31 protein-coding genes and 1 tRNA gene are annotated in these 23,844 nt (G+C 51.0%); 7 read left to right on the forward strand and 25 right to left on the reverse strand.

Going from position 1 to position 23,844, the window contains the following annotated elements; translation table 11 throughout:
- The 6 genes from R70723_RS23325 to R70723_RS23350 form a co-directional block, all read right to left on the reverse strand.
- Positions 1-918 carry an ABC transporter permease gene (locus R70723_RS23325; RefSeq protein WP_231574938.1) on the reverse strand — a complete coding sequence of 306 codons (918 nt, stop codon included), beginning with the start codon at positions 916-918 and terminating at the stop codon, positions 1-3.
- Positions 919-1,113: 195 nt separating this feature from the next.
- A complete protein-coding gene (locus tag R70723_RS23330) occupies positions 1,114-2,082 on the reverse strand; it encodes a LacI family DNA-binding transcriptional regulator (RefSeq protein ID WP_039875845.1) in 969 nt (322 codons plus the stop codon).
- A 295-nt stretch (positions 2,083-2,377) separates the two neighbouring features.
- Positions 2,378-2,463, reverse strand: a tRNA-Leu gene (locus R70723_RS23335).
- 533 nt (positions 2,464-2,996) lie between these two features.
- Positions 2,997-3,527: a WGxxGxxG family protein gene (locus R70723_RS34120; RefSeq protein WP_039875847.1), complete on the reverse strand. Its 531-nt coding sequence runs from the start codon at positions 3,525-3,527 to the stop codon at positions 2,997-2,999.
- A 76-nt stretch (positions 3,528-3,603) separates the two neighbouring features.
- A complete protein-coding gene (locus R70723_RS23345; protein ID WP_039875849.1) occupies positions 3,604-4,284 on the reverse strand; it encodes a M15 family metallopeptidase in 681 nt (226 codons plus the stop codon).
- A gap of 147 nt (positions 4,285-4,431) precedes the next feature.
- Positions 4,432-4,614: a hypothetical protein gene (locus R70723_RS23350; RefSeq protein ID WP_039875852.1), complete on the reverse strand. Its 183-nt coding sequence runs from the start codon at positions 4,612-4,614 to the stop codon at positions 4,432-4,434.
- A 123-nt stretch (positions 4,615-4,737) separates the two neighbouring features.
- On the opposite strand from R70723_RS23350, the gene R70723_RS33825 reads away from it, so the two are divergent.
- Entirely contained in the window at positions 4,738-4,887 is a 150-nt protein-coding gene (locus tag R70723_RS33825) for a hypothetical protein (RefSeq protein ID WP_179088027.1), read from the forward strand.
- On the opposite strand, the gene R70723_RS23355 is transcribed toward R70723_RS33825, so the two are convergent.
- The 4 genes from R70723_RS23355 to R70723_RS23370 all read right to left on the reverse strand — a co-directional run bounded on the left by R70723_RS23355 (position 4,884) and on the right by R70723_RS23370 (position 8,297).
- Positions 4,884-5,213 (reverse strand): YolD-like family protein, encoded by a 330-nt coding sequence (locus tag R70723_RS23355; RefSeq protein WP_039875856.1) that lies wholly within the window; start codon positions 5,211-5,213, stop codon positions 4,884-4,886. The genes R70723_RS33825 and R70723_RS23355 overlap by 4 nt on opposite strands.
- 225 nt (positions 5,214-5,438) lie before the next feature.
- The gene (locus tag R70723_RS23360; protein WP_039875860.1) at positions 5,439-6,080 is read right to left on the reverse strand and encodes a hypothetical protein; all 642 of its coding nucleotides are present in this window, start codon (positions 6,078-6,080) and stop codon (positions 5,439-5,441) included.
- Between the two features lie 158 nt (positions 6,081-6,238).
- Entirely contained in the window at positions 6,239-7,702 is a 1,464-nt protein-coding gene (locus tag R70723_RS23365; protein WP_039875864.1) for a glycosyl hydrolase, read from the reverse strand.
- A gap of 166 nt (positions 7,703-7,868) precedes the next feature.
- Positions 7,869-8,297 carry a cytidine deaminase gene (locus tag R70723_RS23370; protein WP_039875867.1) on the reverse strand — a complete coding sequence of 143 codons (429 nt, stop codon included), beginning with the start codon at positions 8,295-8,297 and terminating at the stop codon, positions 7,869-7,871.
- Between the two features lie 128 nt (positions 8,298-8,425).
- Here R70723_RS23370 and R70723_RS23375 point away from each other — a divergent pair, with 128 nt between their 5' ends.
- Positions 8,426-8,866, forward strand: coding sequence for a NucA/NucB deoxyribonuclease domain-containing protein (locus tag R70723_RS23375; RefSeq protein ID WP_039875870.1), 441 nt, complete (start codon positions 8,426-8,428; stop codon positions 8,864-8,866).
- A 64-nt stretch (positions 8,867-8,930) separates the two neighbouring features.
- Here the strand turns inward: R70723_RS23375 and R70723_RS34125 are convergent, their stop codons facing one another.
- Positions 8,931-9,089: a hypothetical protein gene (locus tag R70723_RS34125; RefSeq protein WP_231574769.1), complete on the reverse strand. Its 159-nt coding sequence runs from the start codon at positions 9,087-9,089 to the stop codon at positions 8,931-8,933.
- A 194-nt stretch (positions 9,090-9,283) separates the two neighbouring features.
- Here R70723_RS34125 and R70723_RS33055 point away from each other — a divergent pair, with 194 nt between their 5' ends.
- From R70723_RS33055 to R70723_RS33560, 3 genes are all read left to right on the forward strand, one after another.
- Positions 9,284-9,460: a YjfB family protein gene (locus tag R70723_RS33055; protein ID WP_076418353.1), complete on the forward strand. Its 177-nt coding sequence runs from the start codon at positions 9,284-9,286 to the stop codon at positions 9,458-9,460.
- A gap of 118 nt (positions 9,461-9,578) precedes the next feature.
- Positions 9,579-10,121: an ImmA/IrrE family metallo-endopeptidase gene (locus tag R70723_RS23380; RefSeq protein ID WP_039875873.1), complete on the forward strand. Its 543-nt coding sequence runs from the start codon at positions 9,579-9,581 to the stop codon at positions 10,119-10,121.
- Positions 10,122-10,167: 46 nt separating this feature from the next.
- Complete coding sequence (locus R70723_RS33560) at positions 10,168-10,326, forward strand: hypothetical protein (RefSeq protein WP_156123839.1); 159 nt, start codon at positions 10,168-10,170, stop codon at positions 10,324-10,326.
- Positions 10,327-10,526: 200 nt separating this feature from the next.
- Here the strand turns inward: R70723_RS33560 and R70723_RS23385 are convergent, their stop codons facing one another.
- The 11 genes from R70723_RS23385 to R70723_RS23430 all read right to left on the reverse strand — a co-directional run bounded on the left by R70723_RS23385 (position 10,527) and on the right by R70723_RS23430 (position 18,869).
- A complete protein-coding gene (locus tag R70723_RS23385; RefSeq protein WP_039875874.1) occupies positions 10,527-11,294 on the reverse strand; it encodes a 2-phosphosulfolactate phosphatase in 768 nt (255 codons plus the stop codon).
- Between the two features lie 187 nt (positions 11,295-11,481).
- On the reverse strand, positions 11,482-11,616 hold the full coding sequence (locus R70723_RS34295; protein ID WP_139172006.1) for a hypothetical protein: 135 nt from the start codon (positions 11,614-11,616) through the stop codon (positions 11,482-11,484).
- Positions 11,617-11,714: 98 nt separating this feature from the next.
- The gene (locus R70723_RS23390; RefSeq protein WP_039875875.1) at positions 11,715-12,551 is read right to left on the reverse strand and encodes a YitT family protein; all 837 of its coding nucleotides are present in this window, start codon (positions 12,549-12,551) and stop codon (positions 11,715-11,717) included.
- Between the two features lie 170 nt (positions 12,552-12,721).
- Positions 12,722-13,129 carry a hypothetical protein gene (locus R70723_RS23395; protein WP_039875877.1) on the reverse strand — a complete coding sequence of 136 codons (408 nt, stop codon included), beginning with the start codon at positions 13,127-13,129 and terminating at the stop codon, positions 12,722-12,724.
- Positions 13,130-13,266: 137 nt separating this feature from the next.
- A complete protein-coding gene (locus R70723_RS23400) occupies positions 13,267-13,761 on the reverse strand; it encodes a DedA family protein (RefSeq protein ID WP_039875880.1) in 495 nt (164 codons plus the stop codon).
- 4 nt (positions 13,762-13,765) lie between these two features.
- Complete coding sequence (gene pssA / locus R70723_RS23405; protein WP_039875881.1) at positions 13,766-14,290, reverse strand: CDP-diacylglycerol--serine O-phosphatidyltransferase; 525 nt, start codon at positions 14,288-14,290, stop codon at positions 13,766-13,768.
- Between the two features lie 42 nt (positions 14,291-14,332).
- Positions 14,333-16,081 (reverse strand): sensor histidine kinase, encoded by a 1,749-nt coding sequence (locus R70723_RS23410; RefSeq protein WP_039875884.1) that lies wholly within the window; start codon positions 16,079-16,081, stop codon positions 14,333-14,335.
- Positions 16,078-16,758, reverse strand: a complete 681-nt coding sequence (locus R70723_RS23415; RefSeq protein ID WP_039875886.1) for a response regulator transcription factor — start codon at positions 16,756-16,758, stop codon at positions 16,078-16,080. The genes R70723_RS23410 and R70723_RS23415 overlap by 4 nt, the downstream gene beginning before the upstream one ends.
- Positions 16,759-17,077: 319 nt before the next feature.
- On the reverse strand, positions 17,078-17,284 hold the full coding sequence (locus tag R70723_RS23420; protein ID WP_231574770.1) for a hypothetical protein: 207 nt from the start codon (positions 17,282-17,284) through the stop codon (positions 17,078-17,080).
- A 66-nt stretch (positions 17,285-17,350) separates the two neighbouring features.
- Positions 17,351-18,139 (reverse strand): class I SAM-dependent methyltransferase, encoded by a 789-nt coding sequence (locus tag R70723_RS23425; protein ID WP_039875890.1) that lies wholly within the window; start codon positions 18,137-18,139, stop codon positions 17,351-17,353.
- 187 nt (positions 18,140-18,326) lie between these two features.
- Entirely contained in the window at positions 18,327-18,869 is a 543-nt protein-coding gene (locus tag R70723_RS23430) for a hypothetical protein (RefSeq protein WP_047171217.1), read from the reverse strand.
- 200 nt (positions 18,870-19,069) lie between these two features.
- On the opposite strand from R70723_RS23430, the gene R70723_RS23435 reads away from it, so the two are divergent.
- Together R70723_RS23435 and R70723_RS23440 are read left to right on the forward strand one after the other, a co-directional pair.
- The gene (locus R70723_RS23435) at positions 19,070-19,564 is read left to right on the forward strand and encodes an RNA polymerase sigma factor (RefSeq protein WP_039875893.1); all 495 of its coding nucleotides are present in this window, start codon (positions 19,070-19,072) and stop codon (positions 19,562-19,564) included.
- Between the two features lie 44 nt (positions 19,565-19,608).
- A complete protein-coding gene (locus R70723_RS23440; protein WP_231574771.1) occupies positions 19,609-20,517 on the forward strand; it encodes a hypothetical protein in 909 nt (302 codons plus the stop codon).
- Positions 20,518-20,746: 229 nt separating this feature from the next.
- On the opposite strand, the gene R70723_RS23445 is transcribed toward R70723_RS23440, so the two are convergent.
- Genes R70723_RS23445 through R70723_RS23455 form a run of 3 tightly spaced genes read right to left on the reverse strand, consistent with a single transcriptional unit; the run spans position 20,747 to position 23,074 of the window.
- Positions 20,747-21,805 (reverse strand): leucine-rich repeat domain-containing protein, encoded by a 1,059-nt coding sequence (locus R70723_RS23445; RefSeq protein ID WP_047171218.1) that lies wholly within the window; start codon positions 21,803-21,805, stop codon positions 20,747-20,749.
- A 51-nt stretch (positions 21,806-21,856) separates the two neighbouring features.
- Complete coding sequence (locus R70723_RS23450; RefSeq protein ID WP_039875896.1) at positions 21,857-22,330, reverse strand: GNAT family N-acetyltransferase; 474 nt, start codon at positions 22,328-22,330, stop codon at positions 21,857-21,859.
- Positions 22,331-22,342: 12 nt separating this feature from the next.
- Positions 22,343-23,074: a restriction endonuclease gene (locus R70723_RS23455; protein WP_039875898.1), complete on the reverse strand. Its 732-nt coding sequence runs from the start codon at positions 23,072-23,074 to the stop codon at positions 22,343-22,345.
- Positions 23,075-23,844 lie beyond the last annotated feature (770 nt).

A 23,844-nucleotide genomic window follows, 5' to 3' on the forward strand; every position in this document is an offset into this window, starting at 1 on the left:
TTACCACAGGCTGGTTTCTGTCATCTTTTTGGCGATCCGGTTTACGGTGAAAATCAGGATGATATTAATCAGGGAGTTGAACAGGCCGACTGCCGTAGAAAAGCTGTACTGGGCCTTCTGAATCCCCATTTCATAGACATAGGTCGGGATAATATTGGAGGTGGCATAGTTCAGATCACTTTGCATCAGAAATGCTTTTTCAAAACCGATGCTCATAATATTGCCAAGTGCGAGAATCAGCAGAATAACAATCGTCGGCAAAATGCTCGGAATATCCACGTACCACACGCGCTTCCATTTGCTCGCCCCGTCCATGATAGCCGCTTCATGCAGCTCGGGATTGACTCCCGCAAGCGCAGCTAGGTAGATAATTGTGGCGAAGCCTGTCTCCTGCCAGATGCCTGAGAGGATATACAGCGGACGAAACCAGCCTTCATCAGCCATAAAGAGGATGGGCTGCCCGCCAAACGCGGTAATCAGGTGGTTAACAAGACCGCTGTTGGGCGATAAAAACACATTAAGCATCCCGACAAGCACAACGGTCGAAATAAAGTGCGGCGCATAAATTACAGTCTGGACAAATTTCTTATAGGACTTGCCAAGCATCTGATTGAGCATAATAGCGATGATGATGGGCGCCGGGAAGCCGAACAACAGTGAAAGAAAACTGAGGGAGAGCGTATTACCGATGATGGTCCAGAAATTATAAGCATCGAAAAAATCCTTAAAGTGCTGGAAGCCTACCCATTCACTCCCCCAGATCCCCTGGCTCGGCGAGAAATCCTTAAACGCAATTTGCACCCCGTACATCGGATAGTATTTGAATACGAGATACAGAATAATGATCGGCAGCAAAAACAGGTACAGCTCATAGTCGCGCTTGAACCGGCTCCATCTTTTGCGGCCCGGTTTGATCATGGAGGGATCTGCCGTACTGGTTCTTGAATTCACGCTTATACTCCCTTTCAATGTAAAATAAACAGTCTTTTGAAACGTTTCCAATTTGGGATAAAAAATATATTCTCGAACTTGAAACGTTTCCAATTTTGAAAAGAAAAACGCCAGTCGGTGCATCCATACGGATATGCTGATGTTTCTCTGACCTGCAGGAGATCATGTAGTCTCGCCTTGCCTGAACACGACAGGTATACGGTACACCTGCTTATCCAGCGGAATGCCTTCGATCTTGTCATATAGCAGTCTGATCGTCATGCGCGCCATTTCTTCCACCGGCTGCCTGATGGTAGACAGAATAGGATGAAAATACGGACTGTCCTGGATGCCGTCATAGCCGATAACCTTCACATCCTCAGGAACCCGGATACCCTGGTTGCTGGCCTGATCGATATAACAGGCGGCAAGCATATCGGTAATGGCAAAAATGCCATCTGCATCGCCGTGGTTATGCAGAAATTCGTTAATAAAGGCCTGGTTGTCCACGATGGGGTCCGGCTTCTCGTAGATTACGTAATCGACGCCCAAAGCCTGCGCCTCATGGATGAAGCCCTCTCTCCGGTTCATGGTCTCACTGAACACAGAGGTGACGCTCCCCATAAAAGCCGGCTTCCTGGCTCCCGCCTTCACAAGCTCCCTTAAGGCAAGACGCCCTCCCTCATAATTATCCGAAGTGACGCAGGTGATCTTCTTGTTAAAGTGCCGGTCAATGCTTACGATCGGAATATCATTGCTCACATTATTCTCGATATCGTTGTAAGTTATGCCAACAATTCCAGCCACCTTGTTCTGCCGCAGCATATCGAGATAATACAGCTCCTTCTCGGGCTTGCCGCCGCTGTTGCACAGCATCAGCTTATAGCCTTCCCGGTCCAGCTCATCCTCAATGTAATACGCCAGCTCAGAAAAGAAAGGATTCCAGATACTCGGCAGCAATAAGGCGACCATCCTGGACCTCTGCATTTTAAAATTACGGGCCACTTCATTCGGGAAATAATTCAGTTCCTGTATGGCTGCTTCTACCTTTTGGCGTGTCTTCGGTTTGACGGCGCCAGAGTTGTTAATGACTCTGGACACGGTACCTACTGCAACGCCGGCTAGGTTGGCTACATCTTTAATGCTTGTCATTTAACACCTCCGACTCTCTTCTGAAAATTATAATAGCACCAAAGTGGAAACGTTTCAATAGTTAATTTGGAAACGTTTCAAAATTAGCAAGCAGGTACGTATGTTTAGTTATATAGGGCTTGGGTGAAGAAGTTCATTGCTCGAGGTAAGCTTAGGGTGGAGTATGATTGGATGAGGGAGGCCGCGCTGAAAGATTAGGATTGTGCTGGAGGAGGATAAAATGAGCAAGTCATATCTATGCATACGTACTATAGAAAAACAAAAAAACCTTGATTTCTCAAGGTTTTCACTGTAGTGCCGAGGACGGGGGTCGAACCCGTACGGTACTCACGTACCGCAGGATTTTAAGTCCTGTGCGTCTGCCTGTTCCGCCACCCCGGCATATAATGTGCGTTGTAACGCGACAAGTAATATCTTATCACGTATCTACTGGATACGCAATCTATATTTCCAATATTTCTTCTTGTACCTTAAGTAAGAATAGTGTCGAATAAATGGGTAGGGCTTGTTCTATAAAGTAACCTCTGCAATTGCACAGTGACGTTGCCCCTTTACACGAACAGCACACTACAGAGCAATGTTACTTTTGATTCCCGCCACCAGCACCATACGAGCTAATTCAAAGGCATTTTTGCTTTTGATTCCCGCCATCTGCGCCAAATGAGCTAATTCAAAGGCATTTTTGCCTTTGATTCACGCCGTCTGCACTATAAGTGCTAATTCAAAGGCATTTTTGCCCTTGATTTCCCTCATCTGCACCAAACGAGTCAATCCAAAGGCATTTTTGCCTTTGATCCTCGTACACAGCGCTCAGAGACGCTCACACTAACCACTAATAAACCAAAAATCAGGGGCATCACTGCCCCTGATCCTACTCATAGCCGCCCGAAGGGCGTACAGCAGCTGGTTACCTGCTAGTGGCGTTCCCGCTCGCCGCTCCGGTTACGCATGCCTGCAAGACCCAGCAGGCCGAGCAGACCGAGCCAGCCCCAGTTGGAGCCTCTGTCGTTGTCTGTGTTGGTGGTTGTGCTGGTGGCGCGGTATCTGCCGGTCTCGGTGTTGCTGGACAGCGGGGAGACAGAGCTGTTGTCATTGCCCCGGACCGCGTTGTTCACCATGTTCCCGCCTCTGCGCATTGTGCCAGTGGCGTTGTTCATCATTTTGTCGCCGCTCTGCTCTACTCTGTTCATCAGGGTATCGCCATTGCGGTTCATCGTGTTCCCGGTCTGGTTCATCATCCGGCTACCTGTTCCGTTCAGCAAGTGAGTGCCTGTTGTACCATTTGTCTCACGGATACGTTCAGTCTGCATTCCGGTTCTGCCGGTGTCTGGAATGGATGCTCCCATTCCTCCACCGGTTCCAGCAGCATTAGCTGCATAACCGGATCCCATGAGACTCATTGATAATAGCGTACCGCAGGCAAGGCTCGTGACCAGCTTGTTCAAGTGATGTGCCCCCTTTGAGGAATTTGTATTTCGCTGATAATTTCCCCATGTAGCTCATCATCTATACAAGTGGTTCTTATTCCCTGATGAGGTTCACCGTCCTGCTGGCAGCATCATAAGTGACGCTTGCCCCAAGCGCTTCAGCAACCGCCCGTACCGGCGCATAGGTTATACCGTTCTCCAGCAGGCCGCTGGTAATTTTGACCCCGTTCAGTGTGACCGATATAGCCTGGTCGGTTCCGGCGGCCGGTCCGTTAATGACAGCCAGCGCATCCTTTACCTGCTGCACCGTCGGCTGCCTACCGGCACGCAGCTGCTCGGTGGTCAGTCCAAAGGTCATTTCCAGATGGGAATAGTCCTTGAAGGAGGTCCAGTCCCCGCCCCAGGCAAACCCCAGCTTCTTGGCCTCCTGAGCCACCTGCTGCCAGTCAGCGATCTTATCCTTATTACCGTCCCGGGAGATGTCCCAGGAGACATTTTTTCCGTCAGGCAGCAGCAGGGCAAAATCAATCGCCAGACCGTAATTGTGGTAACTGGTGCCTCCTCTGGCATTGGTCACAATGCTCCCCGGCTTCGTGCGGCCTTGAGCATATAGCGCATTCTGCTCGGCGATGGTACGCAGGCCCTGTGTGATGACGATCGGGATGCCTTTGGCATAGCTGCGCTGGATCAGAGCAGTAGCCCCGGCCAGCAGAACCGGATGAAGATTCCCCAGCCAGCCTGCCGACTTACTCTTCACCTGATCTAATGTCAGCATTTTCCTCACCCCCTGATACAGTAAATGCCCGCTTCGCCTGCTTTGCTTGTACGATTTGCCTACAGTGCATGCAGCTATTCATGATTCCCCCAAATAAAAGACAAAAGACCCCGGATACCAGGGTCCCTCTACTCCTATACAAAACAGCTATGCCAGCCATCCCCATACAACGATCAGCAGGATGATAATTCCGCCTACAATCAATAAATCAACCGCCTCCGAAAAAAAGCCCTTATGACGCCCGGAGACAATCCGTTCTTCCTGCTCCTTGGCCCTAAGCTTTGCTGCATCTACATCAGAACCGCCCAGCGGTGTCCGCGGATCAAACATAAGCCTCACCCTTTCACAGTTTTACCTACTATACCATAAAAAGGGATACAGTCTGGATGCTTTTCCGCAAAATAGGCCACATTATATAAGACGAACTTACATGAATGAAGGGTGGAATTGTCCATGGATATTCACAGCGAACATTATAAGGTGGCGGCTCTCAGCGAACGGGAGGACGCAGTCGAAATCATCCGGCAGGCTGAAGCTGAGCTTGCCCGGATCACAGGCAACAGCGCAGTTACACTGATTGCTTATGAAAAGACGGAAGGCTAAAGGATGCAGGCCTCCGCAATATCGTCCACATGAACCCATTTCCATTCCTCTGCCCACTGCAGCTTGATTTCGCGCGAGTGGGTATGAATGGAGGTGACAAAGCCGCTAATTTGTCTGGGCTCACCTTGACCGTGCAGAACAACGGATACCCGTTTGTGATATTTTAGTGACACAGCCAGCGTCTGCTCAATCTCCTTCAGCTTCTGCTGCAGATCGGGCCGTCCGTCATTGCTCACTATATCATACTCAGCTGTACAGACTTCCTGTACCTGCTCCGGCAGCATCCTCCGGCCCTCCTGCAATCCTTCCTCCAGCTGTTTGCCCATAGCCGCTCCTCCTCAAGTTATATTCACTTATCCACACCAAAACAATACGAACATACGTTTGTATTCGTATTATATTCGCAGACCCGTCCCGTAAGCAAGCAGAAAATAATTACAGCAGCCAGGCACCGGCAGCCGGTCTTCTGGGATTCGCCGGGCCGCAAGCAAAAGGCGCGCACAGACAGGCTGTACAGCGCCTCAAATAATAATCCTTAAGCAAAGCTGATGTCAGTTCGCCGAATTACCGGCCCCGGCTCCGCTATCTGCAGGGGTTCCGTCCGCATCCACGCCGGATTCAACTGCTTCTGTGCCTACGACAGTCCCGGGAACGCTCCCAAGCTCCGTCTCGGCTGCGGCATCCTCTTCCAGAAGCCCAACAGCCACTCTTGCCTGATTAACCTTAGAAATACCATACAGCATCGCCACATCCGCCTGCTGATTCATGGCATTGAATTCATCGGCAGTCACCTCAGGGGAAGCCGCACTCCGGGAAGCCTGCTCCTTGATGGAATAGGCGCTCTGGAATGCAATTGCCGCATCTCTCAGCAGTGTCTCAATATTTTCCGGCAGGCTTTTGGAGATTTTCACCTCATTAACCTGGTCGGCAATATCTGAGGCTGTATCCTGAAAGGAGTCAAGGGCTTTCTCAAGCTCTTTGTCTGTAGCCTCTCCCGTCGAATATGAGGTAAGCGTCGTGTTGAAATTCTCCAGCGAAGACTTGCCCATCTCGTCAAACTTTGACATCTCATTGTAGAAGTTCTGTACCGTCTCCTGTACCTCCTCCTCTGAGGCTGGCGCAGAGCTGTTATTGCTGCAGGCACTAAGGATCATTACCATCATTAGTAAAATTGTCAGTAAGGTTTTTTTCATCTTTTCAAATCCCTCCACTTAACAGAATAATGGCGGGTTTTGTAAAGCGCAAATGAAATTAATGTAAAAAAAGCTCGAATCAGCCATATTTCAATTTTAAAGCGTCTTCATTGCAAAAAGACCTCCTCAAATTGGATATCCTTTTGCAAATTTCATCGCTAAGCCAGCACGTAAGCATCGGCAGGAATAACCTCTCTCGGACGGCTATGGCTCTCCCACATGAGGATTGCCTTGGCGTCACCCTGGTTCTCATAGTACTCAACCTTCAGCTCATGCAGCTTGCCTTGGATCAGCTGTACACTGCCTTTGCGCTCTGTTCCGCTCTGCTTGACCCAGCTGTCGATCACCAGGATCCCGTCAACCCACACCCGTATGCCGTCATCGGAGTAGGTGTAGAGATTGTAAGTCTCGCTGAAGTCAGGTATCAGCTTACCGGTCCATCGTACAGCGAAGAAGTCGGCATTAATTAGCGGGTCTGGGCTCGCCTGCCTCCATGTAAAGTTAATTGCGGAATCTGTCCGGACCAATGCAGGTGCTCCGCTCAGCGTCATATTATTGAAATATTCGCCCTTAATTCCCGGAGGATGCGTCTGCTCCCCTGCGGCTACCAAGGCCTTATACTCATCCCTGGTAATGACAAAGCCGTCATTCATAAAAGCCTTGATTACCGCCTCCGTATTCTGCTCGTACAGCAGCTTGGCCCAGGTCAGCTGGTAGGACCATTTATTTTGGGATTTGGCCAGGACAGCTGCAGAAGGCAGCTTGCCGTTCTCCCCGATGGCGATTAGCTTGCCGCGGCCGAGATCCCACAGCCCGTCGTGATGGCTGTCTTTAAAGTCCCCGTCATAAATATCGAGCGCCAGCACATCTACCCTGCCTGCGCCGGGATAGTATCTGGACGGCTCATGGCTCCACTGGTTCTGGGCATTGGGACTCCACACCCAGAGCAGGTTATGCAGCCCGTGATACACGGTGTAGCGGTCAAACATGAGGTTCCACAGCTCGGTGAACCGGCTTTTCTGCCCCCACCAGAACCAGCCGCCGTTCATCTCATGATAAGGTCTCCAGAGGACGGGTACGCCTGCGTCATTCAGTTTTTTGAGGTAGACGGCTGCCTTGTCCAGATCTGCCAGCAGCGCAGTGTACTGAGTGGTACCCGGTGTAATATATCTGGCAAAATCAGCTTCGCTGAGGTTCATCGAGACATTCGACCAGGCCGGAGCCTTCCCCGGCAGATTGGCATGATAGCTCATGGTGACAATCCCTCCAGCCTTGTGCCAGCGGATAGCGCTGTCTGTCACCCACTGACGCTGGTTGGCTATCAGTGCCTCGGTCTGGTTGCCGATCGCCCCCAGCTCGTAGCCGTGAAGCCCGACATATTGGCCGCTTGTATTCTTCAGCTTGTTGCTGAACTCATCTGCACTTTCCAGATAATCGTGTATCCCGCTGATAATCCCCTTGCCTTGCAGTGAGTACAGATTATTCAACAGCTTCAGCGCCGGCGCTGCCAGCTTCTCATCCGCCGGAGCCCGCAGCAAAGCGCGGAAGGCTGTCTGCCACGCTGCATCATTTACCAGCCGGGATGCGGAGTCGAGCAGATCCCGGAGTATGCGCTGTTCCATTTGTTCCACCATCCTTTTTTTGTACCATTGTATGGGGACAACCGTTACAGGGAAGCGGCGGATGGCGGGTAAACAGGGATAATATTTTAATTTTCAATGAACTTTTTCACAAAATTACGTGCTGTAAGCTTAGTACAAGTATGTATTAATGAATAAATCTAGCCTGCTATGGCTGTTGCTGGCGGGAGTATCGCATTGGCAGCAGATCCAGAATATCGGTCTTTGCCAGATTTTCTTCCCGGGGAACGATCACCCTGCAGTCTTCTGCGTAATCGGCAATCAGCTCACGGCACATGCCGCAGGGAGATACCACCCTGATTTCTCTGTCCTCACTGTCCGGGTCCGGATGCCTTACTGCAACAATAGTATCAAACTCTTTGTAGCCTTCCGAAATAGCCTTGCCGATGACCATCGCCTCTGCACAAACAGTTACCCGGGACAGGCTGGCTTCCAGATGCACCGCAGTAAAAATCTCACCCGTTTTGGTGCGGAGCGCCGCACCGACATGATGCCTTTCCCACTCGTAGCGCTTCTTGATAATCTCCCCGGCAGCAGCAACCAGCGTTTCATCTTCTATTGATAGTTCAGCCCTCATCTGATCTTCCTCCCGATCCTTACGACCTATTCGGTCTATTTTTCTTATTTAGTATACTAAAATCTGCTAATTATAAGCTATACTGAGTAGACCGAAGCAACAAGATTCCGCATCATCAGGAGGAGCATGTGAAGAAACAGAAATTTATCCCTAGCCTTATTATTGTTGTTCTGCTTGCACTGGCAGCTTACTGGTTTGAAGAGAACGGCCTACCGGTCACGCCAACGCCTTCCGGCGGCGGCTCTGAGGTCGTACAGCTGGTTTTCCCTTCAGACCGCTATCCGGAAACGGCTGAGCACATCCAGGAAGCGATCAAGAACGGCGAGTCTGCGATCTGTACGATCAGCCGTGAGGACGCAGAGGAGAACCGCAAGGAATCCCTTAAAGGCGTCCCGACCAAAAAAGGCTATGACCGCGATGAGTGGCCGATGGCAATGTGTGCCGAGGGCGGCGCCGGAGCCGACATTGAATACATAACACCGAGTGATAACCGGGGGGCGGGCAGCTGGGTAGGCAACCAGCTCGAAGGCTATGCCGACGGGACACGGGTAGAGTTCATGTTCAAATAGGAACGGACAGACAGCAGCTCCGCCGGGACTTTTACCGGCGGAGCTGCTGCTTACTGAAGCTTTTTTAGAACAAACAGGCTCTTGTGATAATAACCAGCAAAATGAACAGAACCAGAATCGCATTGGTTGAGGTCATCCAAGGGCTTACAACCGGTACGACCGGAGGTCCCTGATTCACTCCGCCAACATTGTTTCCGCAACCGCAACCGTAATCTGCACCCATTATTTAATTCCTCCCTGTAATGTTTATGCCCACGCCACAGAATATGTATCAGCTGATCCGGCAGTTTGGGCCAATCGGCAAACATCTCTATTCGCCTATCGGAGGGTAAAGACTAATGAACCGGCTTCATGCAGTCGATATACAATAGGAGCACTGCTAATACCCAAAAATGCGAGAATAACAGGAGGTGCATAATGGACGTAGCCGCATTATCCATTGCCATGGGCCAGGCTTCTCTTAAGCAGGCTGCCGGCCTGCAGGTTATGAGTATAGCCAAAAACACAGCTGAGGTGCTGGCGCAGAATATGGCCCAGATGCTTCAGCAGAGCCCGCATCCGGATCTTGGAAAAACACTTGATATTCAGGTTTAATTGTTTTATCCTTAAATACATAAGAACGTCAGTTCCGGTCAATACCGGTCCCCTTAGCCCTACGGGCTTTTCTTTTACCCGTAAATGCGAACATACGATCCTATTTAGAGGTGATAATATGCAATCCTATTACCAGATGACTGCTCTTGAGAGCTGGACGGAGGATTTATATCAGCGTCTGCAGGTAACCCGCCCGTCCGATATTTCTATTTCTTACATAGCCGAACGGCTCAACATCTGGGTGCATTATCTGGATGTCCGCAGCAAGAGCGTGGAGGCCTCAGCGGGCATGTATACCATGTTCCTGGACAACCGGCTCCCGCCCGAGCTGCAGCGCCTTGAATTCCTTCATGAGCTCTGCCATCTGCTCCGCCACGCCGGCAGCCGTATCCTGATGCCCGGCCAGTTCACACAGGCACAGCAGGACGAATCCGAACGCTTTATTCTCTATGCAGCCATGCCTTACTCCATGATCTCCGCCAGACCCTTGCCTGAGCTGCGGGAAGATGCTGTATATCATATAGCCTCTACATTCCAGGTACCCGAGGAGCTGGCCGTGCAGCGGATTGACCAGATTCAGCGGCGGATCTTTCAGGGCCAGCTGATGGCTGTAATGGAGCGCAGCGAGGAGAGAAAATTCATCCACAGACATATTAGATAACCACTGCGGGGACAATACGTTCATAAATCCTTTGAGGAGGAGCGATATGGAAGCTATTCAGGTTATCCGGTTATTGCTGGCTCATCCGGATTACAGCGTAGACGCGGTTCACCCTGAAATACCTGATTTCGTCGGCATCGCGGCAATCGAGGTCGATCACGAAACCGAAACCTTCTCGATTCTTCTGCAGGAGCCTGAGGGATGAATGCGCATGCTCCCGTACACAAAAAAATGACCCCGCCGGCGTCCGGCAGGGTCCAAATCTATGAATAAGGGGGGTATGTCATTACTATACAGCGCTTAGCTTAATTCAGTATGAAATCCGGCTTAAGACTGGCTGAAAATGTATACCTTTTGCGATGCAGCAATGCGATGCTGCAATTCTGCCCGGTCAATCGCCAACGGTCAAGCCAGACACAGCACATTAACAAACCGGTTATGCTGCATTACCGGCACAGCATAGCTGATATCCACCTGACAGCAATAGGTCACATCGGCTTCGAATCCCCGCTCACGCAGCTCCCGGCCGCTGGAGGATTCCCAGATCAGCTCCCGGATCCGCTGCCCGGAGGACCGCAGCGCACCGATGCAGACCTCCGCTTCCGCAGATTTGCTCCCTGACAGCTTAGAGAGAATGAGTCCCGCGCTTAGGTAATCTTCAATGCCGGGCCGGAGATTATTCTCGGAGCCGATAACATCCGGCCATTTCTCACCGCAGGGAACGACCGTGATGGCCGCTCCTGATTCAAGCCTCAGCAGATTGGCAGCTTCTGCCACAGCCGATGCATTCAGCAGACAGCCGACCAGCAGTGCGGGCACCTGTGCGGCAATCCATGTACATGCTGCACCGTTCATGGAACACAGGACAAAGTCACGGTCATAATCAGCAGAGCTGAAGGACAGCGGTGACAACGAATGTCCCCCTGCTCTTACAGCCTCTGAGCGGCCGCGGATGAGCTCTGCACCCAGCTCCCTGGCATAGGTTCTGGCCTGTTCATTGGCCGGCGGGGGATACGGGTAGATGTTAGCCTTATGCTCGACAGCCGTTACAACAGTGGACGAGAAGCTCAGTACATCGACAATGATGACGATGTCTCCGCGCTCCGCTGCAGCTCTCGCCCCTCTTTGACCCCAGTCCAGCTTAATGTCATAGGGTGTTTGATCAAAGAACACAGGTTTCCCTCCTTTCTTGTCCGTATTCATCTCATACCTACAAACAGGGAGTTACCCATAGAAGGCGGGCGGCGAACCGCTTATTACCAAATTTTCTTTAAATTTTCGACAATTCCCCGGCGTGTCCTTCCCGGCTGCATAAAAGCAGCCCTGCCGGAACCGGCAGGGCCACATTGTATTTGTTCAGTTATACCCAGAAAGCCTTAGTGATGATTACCAGCAGGATGAACAATACCAGAATTGCAGCAGTAGAAGTAAAAGGACTGCCGTATCCGCAGTTTGCTCCGCCAACTGGACCTACATTTTCACCATAACAACCCATTTCCAATTCCTCCTTCATGATTGAGAGTACACCATAGCATATGTGATTTGCCCGCCGCTGACTGGGTGAAACGGCAATGACTTTTCGCCCGGGCCCTTTTATTTGGAAATATCGATAAAGCCCTCGCCGAACACATCGCGCACATCGTGGATGGTAACAAAGGCATTTTTGTCCTCAGACCGCACGATTTTTTTGAGCATGGATACCTCCTGCTTGCTGATGGCAATGTAGAGCACATTCTTATCATCGCCGGTATAATATCCGTAGCCCTTCAGCACGGTTACTCCGCGGTCCATTAACTCTGTAACCCTGGCCGCAATGCGCTCATGCTCAGCCGAAATAATGGTCACGGCTTTTTTGGGATTTACCCCTTCGATAATGAACTCCATCGCCTTCGTTCCAATAAAGAGGATGACGAACGTGAACATCACCTTCTCGATCCCGATGACGAAGACTGACAGTCCGGCCACAATCAGGTCAAAGAACAGCAGCGCATAGCTGATATTCCAGTCCCAGTATTTATTAGCCAGCCGGGCCAGAATCGTCGTGCCTGCCGTGGTACCGCCAACCCGGATAATGAGTCCGATCCCGCCTCCGGCCAGCAGGCCCGCAAAGATGGCGTTAATCACCGGCTCGCTGGAATCAATCCGCCAGCTCTCAGTCAGATACAGGAATAGGGAATTGAAGGCTACAGCGATGATAGTATACAGAATAGTCTTCTTATCCAGCAGCCTGTAGCCGATAATCAGCAGAATTCCGTTGAGGGTGAAGCCAACCAGTGCCGGTGACCATTCCAGCAGATAGAATAGAATGATCGATACCCCGGTCACTCCACCCTCGCCAAAATCATTAGGGATGATGAATACATTGACTGCCAGCGCAAACAAAAACGCTCCGACAATCAGCATGAACAGCTCATAAACATTTTTTCTCATAGGACACTCCTCCAAATACGTACCAAGCTCACAGAATAATCCGGAAATAATCCCCATAAAAAAAGCGACTAAAGGAGTAATTCATCCTTTAATCGCCTTGGGTAAGCTCTTTTGATACTTCTGATCATAACAAGCATTGTCAGGAAAGTAAATACACCTTCTGAAGATTCTTATCCTATGGATACGCCTGAATAGGTTACCGGACCGGTGACGCTTGCTGCATTCAGCAGAATGTTCAAGCTGTTGTTAGCTATCCCTAAAGAATAAGCGTGATAGCCCGGCGGTACGCTTCTGTCCAGAAAAGACAGCGCTATAGGCTGTATTGCCAGCAGCGCCAGTCCGCTTGACCCCACATTATAAATGGGTTGACCATCCCGGTACAGGGTGAACACTACACTCGGCACACCCAAAGTCGTCTGAAATCCGATGCTGGCATTCAGCAGAACAGATCCGCCGGTAACGGTGGACAATCCGAACTCAGCCAGGATCTGGTTCGCTCCCGGAGCCAGGATTGGAATGGATATCGTCTGGCTGCCTGTTGAGGCGGTACTGCTTCCTACATCAATAATGGTTGCCATCTTAAAATCACACATCCTCTCATCTATTCTACTTTTAGAATATGTGAGAAGCTGCAGGTAAGCTTGGACGGATCAACAGCAGCATTGTCCTATTTAAGAATAAGCCAGCGTAACCGGGTAGGAGGCTCCTCCTCGTGCTATGCAAAGGAAAACCTGGCCCCGATAAAATAGCCGATAGAGACAAACAAAACGGACCAGATCAAGGCACCGGCGGTGGTAATCAGCAGATACTTGCGGAACGACATGGCGCTGATGCCGGAAATGTAGCTGCAGACATGTCTTAATCCGGGAATGAAGTAGGCAATAAACACAGTCCAGTGGCCGAACCTCTGAAACCATCCTTTAACGCTGGCAAACCGTCTGGGGGTAAGGCCCACCCATTTACCGAATTTCTCGACAACCGGCTGGCCCACTCTCCGCCCGATGGTATAGCTGATCATTGTGCCTGTAATGGCCCCCAGGAAGCAGACAACGACAGCAACCGAAAAATTAAGCACCATCACCGAGCACAGATAGCCTACAAACAGCATCAGCAGCTCGTCCGGTACAGGAATACCGAGAATCCCCAGTGCCATGAGCAGGAAGACCGCTAAATATCCGTATTGGGTAATCATCTCTATGATCCAGGGCATGAACTCACTTCCTGTTAACGTATTTTTTTAGCGACGGAAACGGAATATGACTGATCATCATTACGGATAACAGCCCCATCATCATGATGACCCATCCCGGTTTCATATATTCAACAAATAACGACAGCATGGACAGAATCACGCCGGCCGCTGTGATCGGCATACCGGTGAAGCCCGTGGACGGGGCTGATATATTGAATCTAGCCAGACGCAGCGCACCGCAGATCAAAAAGCCAACCGCAGCCGCCGGTCCCAGCCAGTGCACATTCTCCAGCTTATATAATAGAATCAAAAATGTCGGTGCCAATCCGAAGGAGATAATATCCGCCAGCGAATCCAATTGCTTACCGAACTCGCTGGTACAATCCAGCATTCTTGCCAGCATTCCGTCCAGCACATCGCAGAATGCGGCCAGCAGAATCATTAATAACGCCAGCTCATAGCGCTCCTTAATCGTGTACAGCAGGGACAAGGATCCCAGCCCCAGGTTACCCAGCGTGCACATTGAAGGCAGCCAATTCCATTTCAAAACGGTTCCACTCCTTTTCCGGCCTTAATGCCGCTTGTCTGCTCAGCCTTCAAAGTACACACTGAAACAGACGCCATTTCCCTTGTTCTCTACTGCATACCGGCAGCCGTGCATATCCAGAATCCGTTTGGCAATGGACAGTCCCAGTCCGGTTCCGCCCGTCAGCCGGCTGCGGGAGGGCTCGGCCCGGTAGAACCGTTCCCAGATCTGCTCCAGCTGATCCTCCGGAACCGGCTCGCCCTGATTGTGAATGCTGAACACACTATTCTTCCCCTGGCCGTCTATCCTGACGGTAACTATGCTGCCTTCGTCCGCGTGCCGGATGGCATTGGTCATAAAGTTCAGCACCACCTGCTCCATCCAGCTGCTGTCGGCATACACCGGCGGCTCATTCACCGGGATAACAACCACCTTCAGCGTCTTGCGGTCCAGCAGATGAACCAGCTTATCAGCCACCTTCTCTGTAAGCTCACTGAGCATAAAAGAGCTCTTCTGCAGCTTAATGGTGCCTGACTCCAGCCGGGCCAGATCCAGCATATCCTTCACCAGGAACTCCATTTTGTCGGCTTCCTCAATAATGACCTTAATGTAGTGATCCTGCTTGCCTGCACTCACACCATCCTCCAGACCCTCAGCAAATCCCTTTATAATACTGAGCGGGGTCTTAAGCTCATGCGAGGCATTGGCAAAAAAGTCCTGCTGCATAATCTCCATCCGCTGTTTATGCTCCATCTCCTCCACCAGCTGGCGGTTAGCCTCACGCAGCTCGCGCAGCGCCGAATCCAGGCTTACCGACAAGGTGAACATGCTGTTCGACAGGCTACCCAGCTCATCCTTTTGCCGGATCGAGTTATCGCCTGTAAAGTCCAGTAAGACCATCCGTTTGGCGATGTTATTTAGCTTGATTAGCGGCCTGGTGACCATCTTGGAAAAAAACAGCGAGAGAATCAGAATCAGCGCAAACCCGCCCAGTCCCAGATATAAAAAGAACCAGCGCAGCGCTTCATTCGAATCCTTGACATCCTGCAGGGAGGTAACCGTGAACAGCAGCTCAATCTCTCCGCCGGCCTGCCGGACAGGCAGAATAATGACAGAATTGCGGATCCCGCTCCAGGGAGCCGTCCACTCCTGCTTTTGCATTTCCAGCTGCTCCAGATCCGCCTTTTGCTTAGACGTCAGAGGGAACCATTCTTCCAGCGCCTCAAGCAGAATTCCCTGACGCGGATTCCATAGCTTAAGATCCGGCAGTACAATTTCTGTGACCGTTCCGGACAGCCGCGTCATTCCCTCCTCATGCATCCCTATCGTTCTGCCGCCGAAGGTTATGCTTACAGGATAGATCAGGTCCTGAGCACTGCCTTCCTCTTCAAAAAGCTCGCCCTCAAGCGTCAGCGAATCCTCTTCCTTGATATCCGCCGCCCTCAGCGCGTCCCCGTATTCGCTCATGAACATCGAAAGGGAAACCACCAGCTCCCTGCCGTCCTTCGTCCGCAGCTTCATATGATACGGGTCGTCTGAATTCATCTTGCCGTCCAGCTTCACAATCGCCAGTTGTGTCTTGTTGCGCAGCATAAAGCGGACCAGCTCCTGGGACAGCCGGCTGCCGTTCCATTGCTCACTGGTATAGCTGGCACCAAAGCCTTTAAGATGCTTTTCAACCCGGCTCTCCTTCTGATGCTGGTAGAAGCCGTCAAAGAAAAGCAGCTGGCCCAGTGTAACCATCCCGTAAAAGCAGAGAAAAAAGATCACCGTCATCACAAACAGCTTAAAGGTGATTCCCTGTCTTCTCATGCTTCTTCCTCGAACATGTATCCGGTGCCGACCACCGTACGGATGCAGCGTGACTCTGCACCCAGCTTGCTGCGCAGCTTCTTGATATGGCTGTCCACAACCCGGGAATCCCCGTCAAATTCAAGGCCCCAGACCCGGCTCAGAATGGTGTCACGGGAGACGGCAATGCCTTTATTGCGGATCAGCAGCCATAACAGCTCATATTCTTTGGGGGCAAGCTCCACCTCTGCACCTCCGATTTCCAGCCGGTGGGCAGAGGTATTAAAGACCGCAGCGCCGAATTTGAGGCTGCCGGAATCCGGCAGGTGACCGCCCTCCACCCGCTTCATTAGCGCATTGGCCCGCGCAACCAGCACCTTGGGGCTGAACGGCTTTGTCACATAATCGTCCGCTCCCGCTTCAAAGCCGTATATCTTATCGTCATCTGCAGACTTTGCCGTCAGCAGAATAATAGGAATCGCTGATTGCCGGCGGATCTCCCGGCACACCTCGAACCCGTTCAGCCTGGGCATCATAATATCCAGGATGATCAGATCCGGCAGCTGGGAGCTGAACCAGAGCAGCGCATCCTGCCCGTTGTCCGCTTCGCATACTTCCCAGCCGTTTTGTATGAAATAGTCTGACACCAGCTCGCGGATCCGGATTTCATCCTCTACGAGCAGAAGCTTCTTCTTCAATCCAGTCCCCGCCTTCAAAGATGTTATTGGTATTAGCATAACTGGATGTTATGTCCTTTATGTGCCCTTATATCTCCCGAAGGAACAGCTCAATCTGTTCCATGTAGCCTCCACAGTAGGAGGAAGGCATGATGCGTTCCCGGTACACCCGCTCCGTTTCTTGTACATCTACATTAATATCGTCATCCACCAGCAGCAAAAGTATAGGAGACTTGAAGTTCCGCAGGTCCTTTTCCGCATCTGCGGTGAAATTCCGCTGACAAAGGTCCTTCCATACAAAAGACCATCCCTAAAAGGATGGCCTGCCCTGCTGCAATATTTATTTTGCCAAAATACTCCTTAGCATAACCAGCCGCTTGAAGCCCTCCGTCCCGGCCCAGCCGCCCGCACTCGCCAAAATCATATTATGAAACAGCTTCATCGCGATCGAGTAGGTCAGCGTTCCAAGCACAATCTCTATCGCGACAAACCGGAGGATATCCCCCTTGGTAATAATGTAGACTCTGAATTCCTGATTACGCGGCACCGGCACACCACCTTATTCGTCTTTTATGTAGCCATATGCTGCTGTTTGGTTGTCTAATGCCTATAATCAGGGATTTAGCGGTGAGAGCTGCACCTCAGCTTTATCGGCAACCAGGGTATAAAACTCGGGAAAGCCCGGGTCTGCGGCATTGGGAATCTCTTCAAAGGTCCGGATATACAGCCCGTTAGCAGCCGCCGCAGTCAATATGTCCCCCGCCGTCCAGGCCTTGGTCAGCACCTTGTTCAGTCCCGGACGCTCTGCTTCCGGCAGCAGCCTGGCAAAGGCGACCTCACCTTCCCGGACTGTATCATCAAAATAATTGCCTGTCGACTCCCGGAGCGTCTCCGTCGTCTTCCACGCTCTGGCAAACGGATGAAAATCCGTCAGCAGCAGCCGGCCGCCCTCCCCCAGCCTCCGGTTAACAAGCGAGAATAAAGGCTTCAGATCGGCAAAATAATGCAAAACCCCAAACTCTGTCAGCACATAATCGAACGTTCCCAGCGTTTCTTCATCCGGGATACTCAGCACATCCGCGCAGATATAGCTCAGCTCCACTCCCGCCGCAGCCGCCACCTCAATAGCATACCGGCAGTTCTCCGCGGAAATATCAACCACCGTCACCTCGGCTCCTAGCAGCGCTAAGGGAATCGCTTTACGGCCGTGGGAGCCGAGCAGATTGAGCACTTTTTTGCCGGATGGATCTCCTATGTATTTCAACCAGTAACGCAGCGGGTGCCGCGGGTCCTTCTTCAGCACTTCGGCAAGCGCCTCCGGCGTCCCGTGATGCTCTACCCAGGCCTGATAGGCCTTCGTTTCCCAAGCTGCTTTGTTGGCAGCTGACAGTTGCTCCTGCATGCATTAAGCCTCCTTGATAAATATGGAATAAATTCCAGGGTTATCAGTTTACTACAAAGGCCGGAGGATAGATAGCGGCGAATGGAAAAATAATACTTATGGAGTTGGTGCACATTGCCGCGCTCCCACAAAAAAACCAGCCTGTTGAAGGCTGGTTTTATATTTTTGTATCCTGTCACTTCGAATCTCAGAGCTCCGACCAGGTAATATTAAGCTCAACGACACCGGGTTCAGCCGTCAGCGCGCCTCCGATTACGGACCAGATTTGCGTATTGTCCGGTGAGTTGCCCTGGATAATCAGATTCTTCTCATCTATTGTTTGTACAGCATTATCTCCCAGTTTGTCAGCGAAATAATCCTTGTACCGCTTGGTTACAGACTCCATCCCTTCCTTAGTCCTGAAAATAAGCAGCGTTGCCTTCTTGCCTTCATTCTCTTCCGAATGCGACACGCTGATCACAGCATCCTCAGGGAGCGGAAAGTCTCCAGGCAAATGCTCCGGCAATCCCTCTGATGCAGCTCCCGCAGCCGGCTGGACAGAAGCCTGTTCAGTAGCGGCTGGCGCGGCCGTTGCTGACGGCTGGACTGAAGCGGCCGCTTCCTCCGTAGCTGCTGCAGTCGGCTGAGCCGTCGCGGCAGCATTATCCGCCTCATTATTACTGCTGCAGGCACTCAAGGTAATAGCGGCCAGCACCAGACCAATTCCTGCAACATATTTTCTATTATTCATATTCTCGCCCCTTCACTATTTCATTCCATGCATCGCTTTTCCAGAATAAGGTATGCAGACTTACCGGATTTTACCCCATATCCCCCTGGCTTAATCAGAATGAAGTGACATCACGGCGTAATATTTAAAATTTCCCGAAACAAAATGTGACCAAATCCCGTTCGTAGTGGTGTTATAGGTATAAAGGAGGTCATTGCATCATGCAGCGATCCATGACCCGGCCGGGAAATCATGTGATAAAGAGTTACGAAGCCTATTCAGAGATGCTGTTCCGGATTGCGATGGTCCATCTGGGCCGCCGCCAGGATGCTGAAGAGGCCGTTCAGGATACGTTCATCAAGCTGATGGAGAAGGCGCCGGCTTTTAACGACGCCGAGCATCAGAAGGCATGGCTGATCCGTGTGCTTACCAATACCTGCAAAACAATGCTGGGCAGGGGCTGGCGAAAGCGCGAGGTCAAGCTGGACGGTGCCGAGGCGCTGGCAGCAGACGGTCCTATAGATCTGGCGCTGCTGCAGCTCGTAATGGCATTGCCTGCGAAAATTAAAACAGTGATCCATCTCTACTACTACGAGGATTATTCTGTACAGGAAATCAGCCGGATTCTGCAGATCAGTGACTCTGCTGTGAAAATGCGGCTTCAGCGGGGACGGCAGCTGTTAAAACTGGAGCTGGAAGGAGCGGAATCAGAGTGAAGGAAGAACAATTTCGACAACAATACAAGAAAGCGGTGGATACTATGAAACCAAGTGAACATATGAAAAACGGACTGGTCAGCAAAACGGAGCAACAGCAGCAGGAGCGGAAACGCCCGCGCAAAACGATGTACATCGCAGCAAGTCTCGTAATTGCCGCAGGCATCGGTATCGCCGGACCAAATATCTGGCAGCAAATCAACGGCCCGGCGGCTCCGGCGCAGGTGGCCCAGGTTGACCCGGGAACGGGCATCATCATTCCTAAGGTGGAGCTTCCGGATCCGAATGCCCAGGTTCAGGCAAGCATGGTTCCGCTGGTTGTATATGAAGGCAATGTGTATACGCAGTCTGCAACGCGGATGGAAACTGCAGACATCGCTGCCCTGCGCGGCGATAAGCTCGGAACAACGACAGGCGGCATTGATGAATGGACCGGCAAGGATGGCTATACTGAGCTGTCTTCTAACATCGGCGTAACAGATATCTATACTGTAAAAGGCTACGATTCCGGCTTCCTGATCATGTCCTACACGGAAATTGACGGCCAGGTATTCGCTGACCTATATGAGCATACCAACGGCATTACCGTAAACAGCGGCGCCGACCTGATCGGTGAGCTAAATCTCGAAGGCCGGATTACGTCCGCCCAGTGGGAAAGCTTCGACAGCTGGAACAACGGCCAGCAGCAGTATGCACCGCTTGCAGGCGGTGAGGTGCTGGATAACTTCGTGACAGCGCTTCAGGCCGCTAAACCACTCGCAGCAGAACCGCTGGTCGAGCAGGGCATCTACGAGAGCGAAGACCGCAAGATTGTCTATCTGGAGCTGGAGGATAAGGCCCAGGTTCAGCTGGTGCTCTTCGGCCAGGGGCTGGTGCGCTATGGCAACGCCCCCGTATTCTTTGAAGTGGAAGTCGGCGCGTTCCAGACACTCTGGGACAGCATGACTCCATAAGGAAGGCTATGGCCCGCGGCAACGGGCCGGCCTGACATTAATAAAGCAGCCCTGCCTTGTAGGCGGGCTGCTTTGCTGTGTTGCGGTTTTTCATGATACTTCTTTCTGCTTATCCGTCTTTTTCTTTCTGCGGTTTTCCCAAAACGTATCTGCGATACATTCAAAAATAAACTCAATGATTGAAAAAATCCCTCTCACCCCGCCTTACTCTCGCTCACACGGCTCAAACTCACCATAAAGAGTCCTGCGACAGATTGATATATTTCAGCTGCTGCATCTCCTGCAAAAAGTCCGGCTTCGCCGGAATCATGCACATCCCGAGATCCAGAGCCTGCAGCTTCTTCAGCTTCGTCAATTCGACGGGCAGCTCGCGGATAGCCGTGTACTGGATGGTGAGCCGCTCCAGCTGCTCCAGCTCTCCGATCTCCGGCGGTATGCGGTTTAGGCTAATCTCTTCTTTAGGCTTGGCTTGGTAACCGGGCACCGGACGGTCTGAGCTGGCGCACTGGATGGTGAGCTCTTTCAAGTTTTTCAGCCTGCCAATGGATGCAGAAATTTCTTGCAGATCAGCCGTCATGATTATTAAGCGCTCCAGCTTTTCCAGCTCAAATAGTTCATCCGGCAGATGATACAGGTCCTGCTCAAAAATCTCCAGCTCACGCAGCCCGCCAAGCTCCCTTATCCGCTCGGGCAGCTCACTCAGCCGGTGTCCGCTGATGTACAGCTTATCCGTTCTGTGCCTGATGGCATCATTCAGCAGACAGTCCAGCTCCCGGTGCGCCGCAAGCTCCATAAAGAGCCCCGTAACTTGCACCATCAGCCCCGCTGCCTCCTCCTCCGTTACTTCCATGCCATAGATGCCTTCATGCACGACTGAGTAGAGATAGTCCCCGCCTTCTTTTTTGAGGAAACATAAATCCTCCGGCAGCTTGGGATACTTCCAGTCCGCCAGCCGGTTGGCTGCTTGCTTCAGCACGTTTCCGCTCTCTTCACTGCAACGGTAGAAATAGTACGTGCCCGAGCCGTAAAAGGCATGACTGTTATATGTACCTTTGAGCTTCGCAAGTTCCTTCATGATTTCTTTCGTATCCTTGTCCTGAATGACAATGGTCTTCACAAGGTAAGGCTGCAGAGCAGCTAAAACAGGTGCGTAGTGCTCTCTTGCCGATGTATCCACCCCGGGTTCAGTCGAAAACTTCTCCCCCAGCACAAACCATTCAGCATTCTGTATACCTAAGTCGATGACCTGCCTGTACGCTTTCCTCCGGGGGTCTGTATGCATTCTCATCCTGTTGTCGCCCCTCCTATATTCCATTCGAAGACATTCGTTAGACCGATTTCAGCGCAAGCTTTTCACCATAAAATAATTCCCAAGCTTCACACCCCTGCGTTCCACAACCTGCTGCCGGATCACCTCAAAACCTGCTTGTTCAAAAAAAGGCTTCGCCGTAATACTCGCTTCTGTACGGATCTCAGTCAAATCCAGTCTGCGCGCCTCCGCCTCCAGGGTATTCACCAGTGCCTTAGCAATTCCCTGCCGCTGATATTCCTTATGTACAAACAGCCTGTCCAAATACCCTTCAAGCGTCATATCTGCAAACCCGGCGATTTCGCCATTACTCTCCACAACATAGCAAATATTACGGCTCAGAGCATCTTTCCACGTGCTAAGCCGCTTGCTCTCATCCTCATACGAAGCCCAGGCGTTGAGCTGTTCCTGCGAGTAATCCTGTTTGTTCACTGAATGCACTGTTCCGTAAAAAAGAGCGACGATCTGTGTGGTGTCCTGCTCGGCGAATGTTCTGATTATCATTGTGGGGGCCTCCTATACTGCCTTTATCGGCTTAATATGCCGGCATGTCGGATAGCTGCTGCAGCCATAGAATTCTCCTCTTGGACCTCTGCGCAGAACCAGCTTGCTGCCGCATTTCGGGCACGTGAATTCATCTGCCGTAACCTCAGCAATAACAGCCTTTGCGGCAGGCACAGCTCCCGGGTTCATGACCAGTATCATCTCAATCAGCGCTTCGCGGTTGATCAGCCTCACTCCGTTTGACCGGGCCAAGTCATAGGCTGCCGCGGTATATCCGCTATTCGATACGACCCAAGCCTCCGAAGCCGTATAATAGGCGATTGAGGCTTGTGCTTCCTGGACCGCCTTGATTCCGACATTGCTGCTGTAACGTTTGCCTTGCACCACGATTTTTTTGCTTTCTTTTTGCAGGATTAGATCAGCACCAAAATCACCTGCTGCTTTGGTAACCTCCGTTTGGTACCCCTGTGCCCGGAATAAATAGCCTAAATACTTCTCAAACTGTACCCCTTCCATCCGGTCAATGTCTGCAATGCCGGACTTCTTCAAACGCTCAGCCCGTTTGTCATGGATGTACTTCATTATAGAAAGCACAATAACCAGCCCTAAACCTCCTCCAACCATAGCCCCATAGATAGATTTTGTGATGAAAAAGCCTAACACAGCTAAAGACAACGCAGCCAGTCCAGCCAGCGCCTCAAAGAACTCTTCCTCCTGTTTCACTTTACTTTTTCTCCGCGCCATCTTTAAGTCCCCCATGTAGAATAATTCGATCTGGTTGTTACTTTCGTTATATGGAATTAAACCCCTTCTCTGGTACAGATCATGAAACTTAATTACAAAACTCAGCGTAAACAATTAGAAATACGGACTGTGGGGTGGATATAATGAACCAAGCACAAACAGCTTGCAAAGTTTGCGGAAGGACAGAATTCGTTAAAGGCAAGTTAGATAGCGGATATGCACGTGTAATGCCGATCAATAAGTCTTTTTCCTGGGGCTCAGGCGTAATTTACACGTTCTGTAAAAGATGCGGCGAAGTTGCCTCGATGAGAATTGAGAATCCTGAGAAGTTTTGAGCCCGACCGGAGTTTTTATAATATGCTCTGCCAACTAAATAGCAGCAGGCATAAGAACTATCAGGTAAAGTGCTATTGAAGCGAATATAATGTTACGGATGGACAGGTTCTTGCCCTCATGGATTTTTTTGAACAAGGAAAAACAGTTATAAAGAAACAGCACACAGGATAGCGGAAGAATAAAAAACAGCCAAAAGTACAAGCCTACACCTCCTCTAATCAAAATCAAATCTATTACAAGACCGAACACTAGCCAAGAGACAAAGCGCCTCCTTATTAACAAAATATTACTATAGATGATGGGTTAATACCACAGACAACCCTAAACAAAGCCCCCCCCTGCTAGTCAAGGGGTTAGTGAGGTTATATTGAACTTAATTAATAGAGGTTTTCTGTGTATGGACTTAGCTTTTTTTTTCAAATACTTTGTTTGCA

Origin of the sequence: Paenibacillus sp. FSL R7-0273, from assembly GCF_000758625.1 — a bacterium.
Taxonomy (GTDB): Bacteria; Bacillota; Bacilli; order Paenibacillales; family Paenibacillaceae; genus Paenibacillus_AQ.

What these genes read in the sequence shown, in the direction of transcription:
- R70723_RS23325 (WP_231574938.1), bottom strand. Translation starts at nt 918, where the DNA reads ATGATCAAACCGGGCCGCAAAAGATGGAGCCGGTTCAAGCGCGACTAT.
- R70723_RS23330 (WP_039875845.1), bottom strand. Translation starts at nt 2,082, where the DNA reads ATGACAAGCATTAAAGATGTAGCCAACCTAGCCGGCGTTGCAGTAGGT.
- R70723_RS23345 (WP_039875849.1), bottom strand. Translation starts at nt 4,284, where the DNA reads ATGCTGACATTAGATCAGGTGAAGAGTAAGTCGGCAGGCTGGCTGGGG.
- R70723_RS23350 (WP_039875852.1), bottom strand. Translation starts at nt 4,614, where the DNA reads ATGTTTGATCCGCGGACACCGCTGGGCGGTTCTGATGTAGATGCAGCA.
- R70723_RS33825 (WP_179088027.1), top strand. Translation starts at nt 4,738, where the DNA reads ATGGATATTCACAGCGAACATTATAAGGTGGCGGCTCTCAGCGAACGG.
- R70723_RS23355 (WP_039875856.1), bottom strand. Translation starts at nt 5,213, where the DNA reads ATGGGCAAACAGCTGGAGGAAGGATTGCAGGAGGGCCGGAGGATGCTG.
- R70723_RS23360 (WP_039875860.1), bottom strand. Translation starts at nt 6,080, where the DNA reads ATGAAAAAAACCTTACTGACAATTTTACTAATGATGGTAATGATCCTT.
- R70723_RS23365 (WP_039875864.1), bottom strand. Translation starts at nt 7,702, where the DNA reads ATGGAACAGCGCATACTCCGGGATCTGCTCGACTCCGCATCCCGGCTG.
- R70723_RS23370 (WP_039875867.1), bottom strand. Translation starts at nt 8,297, where the DNA reads ATGAGGGCTGAACTATCAATAGAAGATGAAACGCTGGTTGCTGCTGCC.
- R70723_RS34125 (WP_231574769.1), bottom strand. Translation starts at nt 9,089, where the DNA reads ATGGGTGCAGATTACGGTTGCGGTTGCGGAAACAATGTTGGCGGAGTG.
- R70723_RS33055 (WP_076418353.1), top strand. Translation starts at nt 9,284, where the DNA reads ATGGACGTAGCCGCATTATCCATTGCCATGGGCCAGGCTTCTCTTAAG.
- R70723_RS23380 (WP_039875873.1), top strand. Translation starts at nt 9,579, where the DNA reads ATGCAATCCTATTACCAGATGACTGCTCTTGAGAGCTGGACGGAGGAT.
- R70723_RS33560 (WP_156123839.1), top strand. Translation starts at nt 10,168, where the DNA reads ATGGAAGCTATTCAGGTTATCCGGTTATTGCTGGCTCATCCGGATTAC.
- R70723_RS34295 (WP_139172006.1), bottom strand. Translation starts at nt 11,616, where the DNA reads ATGGGTTGTTATGGTGAAAATGTAGGTCCAGTTGGCGGAGCAAACTGC.
- R70723_RS23390 (WP_039875875.1), bottom strand. Translation starts at nt 12,551, where the DNA reads ATGAGAAAAAATGTTTATGAGCTGTTCATGCTGATTGTCGGAGCGTTT.
- R70723_RS23395 (WP_039875877.1), bottom strand. Translation starts at nt 13,129, where the DNA reads ATGGCAACCATTATTGATGTAGGAAGCAGTACCGCCTCAACAGGCAGC.
- R70723_RS23400 (WP_039875880.1), bottom strand. Translation starts at nt 13,761, where the DNA reads ATGCCCTGGATCATAGAGATGATTACCCAATACGGATATTTAGCGGTC.
- R70723_RS23410 (WP_039875884.1), bottom strand. Translation starts at nt 16,081, where the DNA reads ATGAGAAGACAGGGAATCACCTTTAAGCTGTTTGTGATGACGGTGATC.
- R70723_RS23425 (WP_039875890.1), bottom strand. Translation starts at nt 18,139, where the DNA reads ATGCAGGAGCAACTGTCAGCTGCCAACAAAGCAGCTTGGGAAACGAAG.
- R70723_RS23430 (WP_047171217.1), bottom strand. Translation starts at nt 18,869, where the DNA reads ATGAATAATAGAAAATATGTTGCAGGAATTGGTCTGGTGCTGGCCGCT.
- R70723_RS23435 (WP_039875893.1), top strand. Translation starts at nt 19,070, where the DNA reads ATGCAGCGATCCATGACCCGGCCGGGAAATCATGTGATAAAGAGTTAC.
- R70723_RS23440 (WP_231574771.1), top strand. Translation starts at nt 19,609, where the DNA reads ATGAAACCAAGTGAACATATGAAAAACGGACTGGTCAGCAAAACGGAG.
- R70723_RS23445 (WP_047171218.1), bottom strand. Translation starts at nt 21,805, where the DNA reads ATGAGAATGCATACAGACCCCCGGAGGAAAGCGTACAGGCAGGTCATC.
- R70723_RS23450 (WP_039875896.1), bottom strand. Translation starts at nt 22,330, where the DNA reads ATGATAATCAGAACATTCGCCGAGCAGGACACCACACAGATCGTCGCT.
- R70723_RS23455 (WP_039875898.1), bottom strand. Translation starts at nt 23,074, where the DNA reads ATGGCGCGGAGAAAAAGTAAAGTGAAACAGGAGGAAGAGTTCTTTGAG.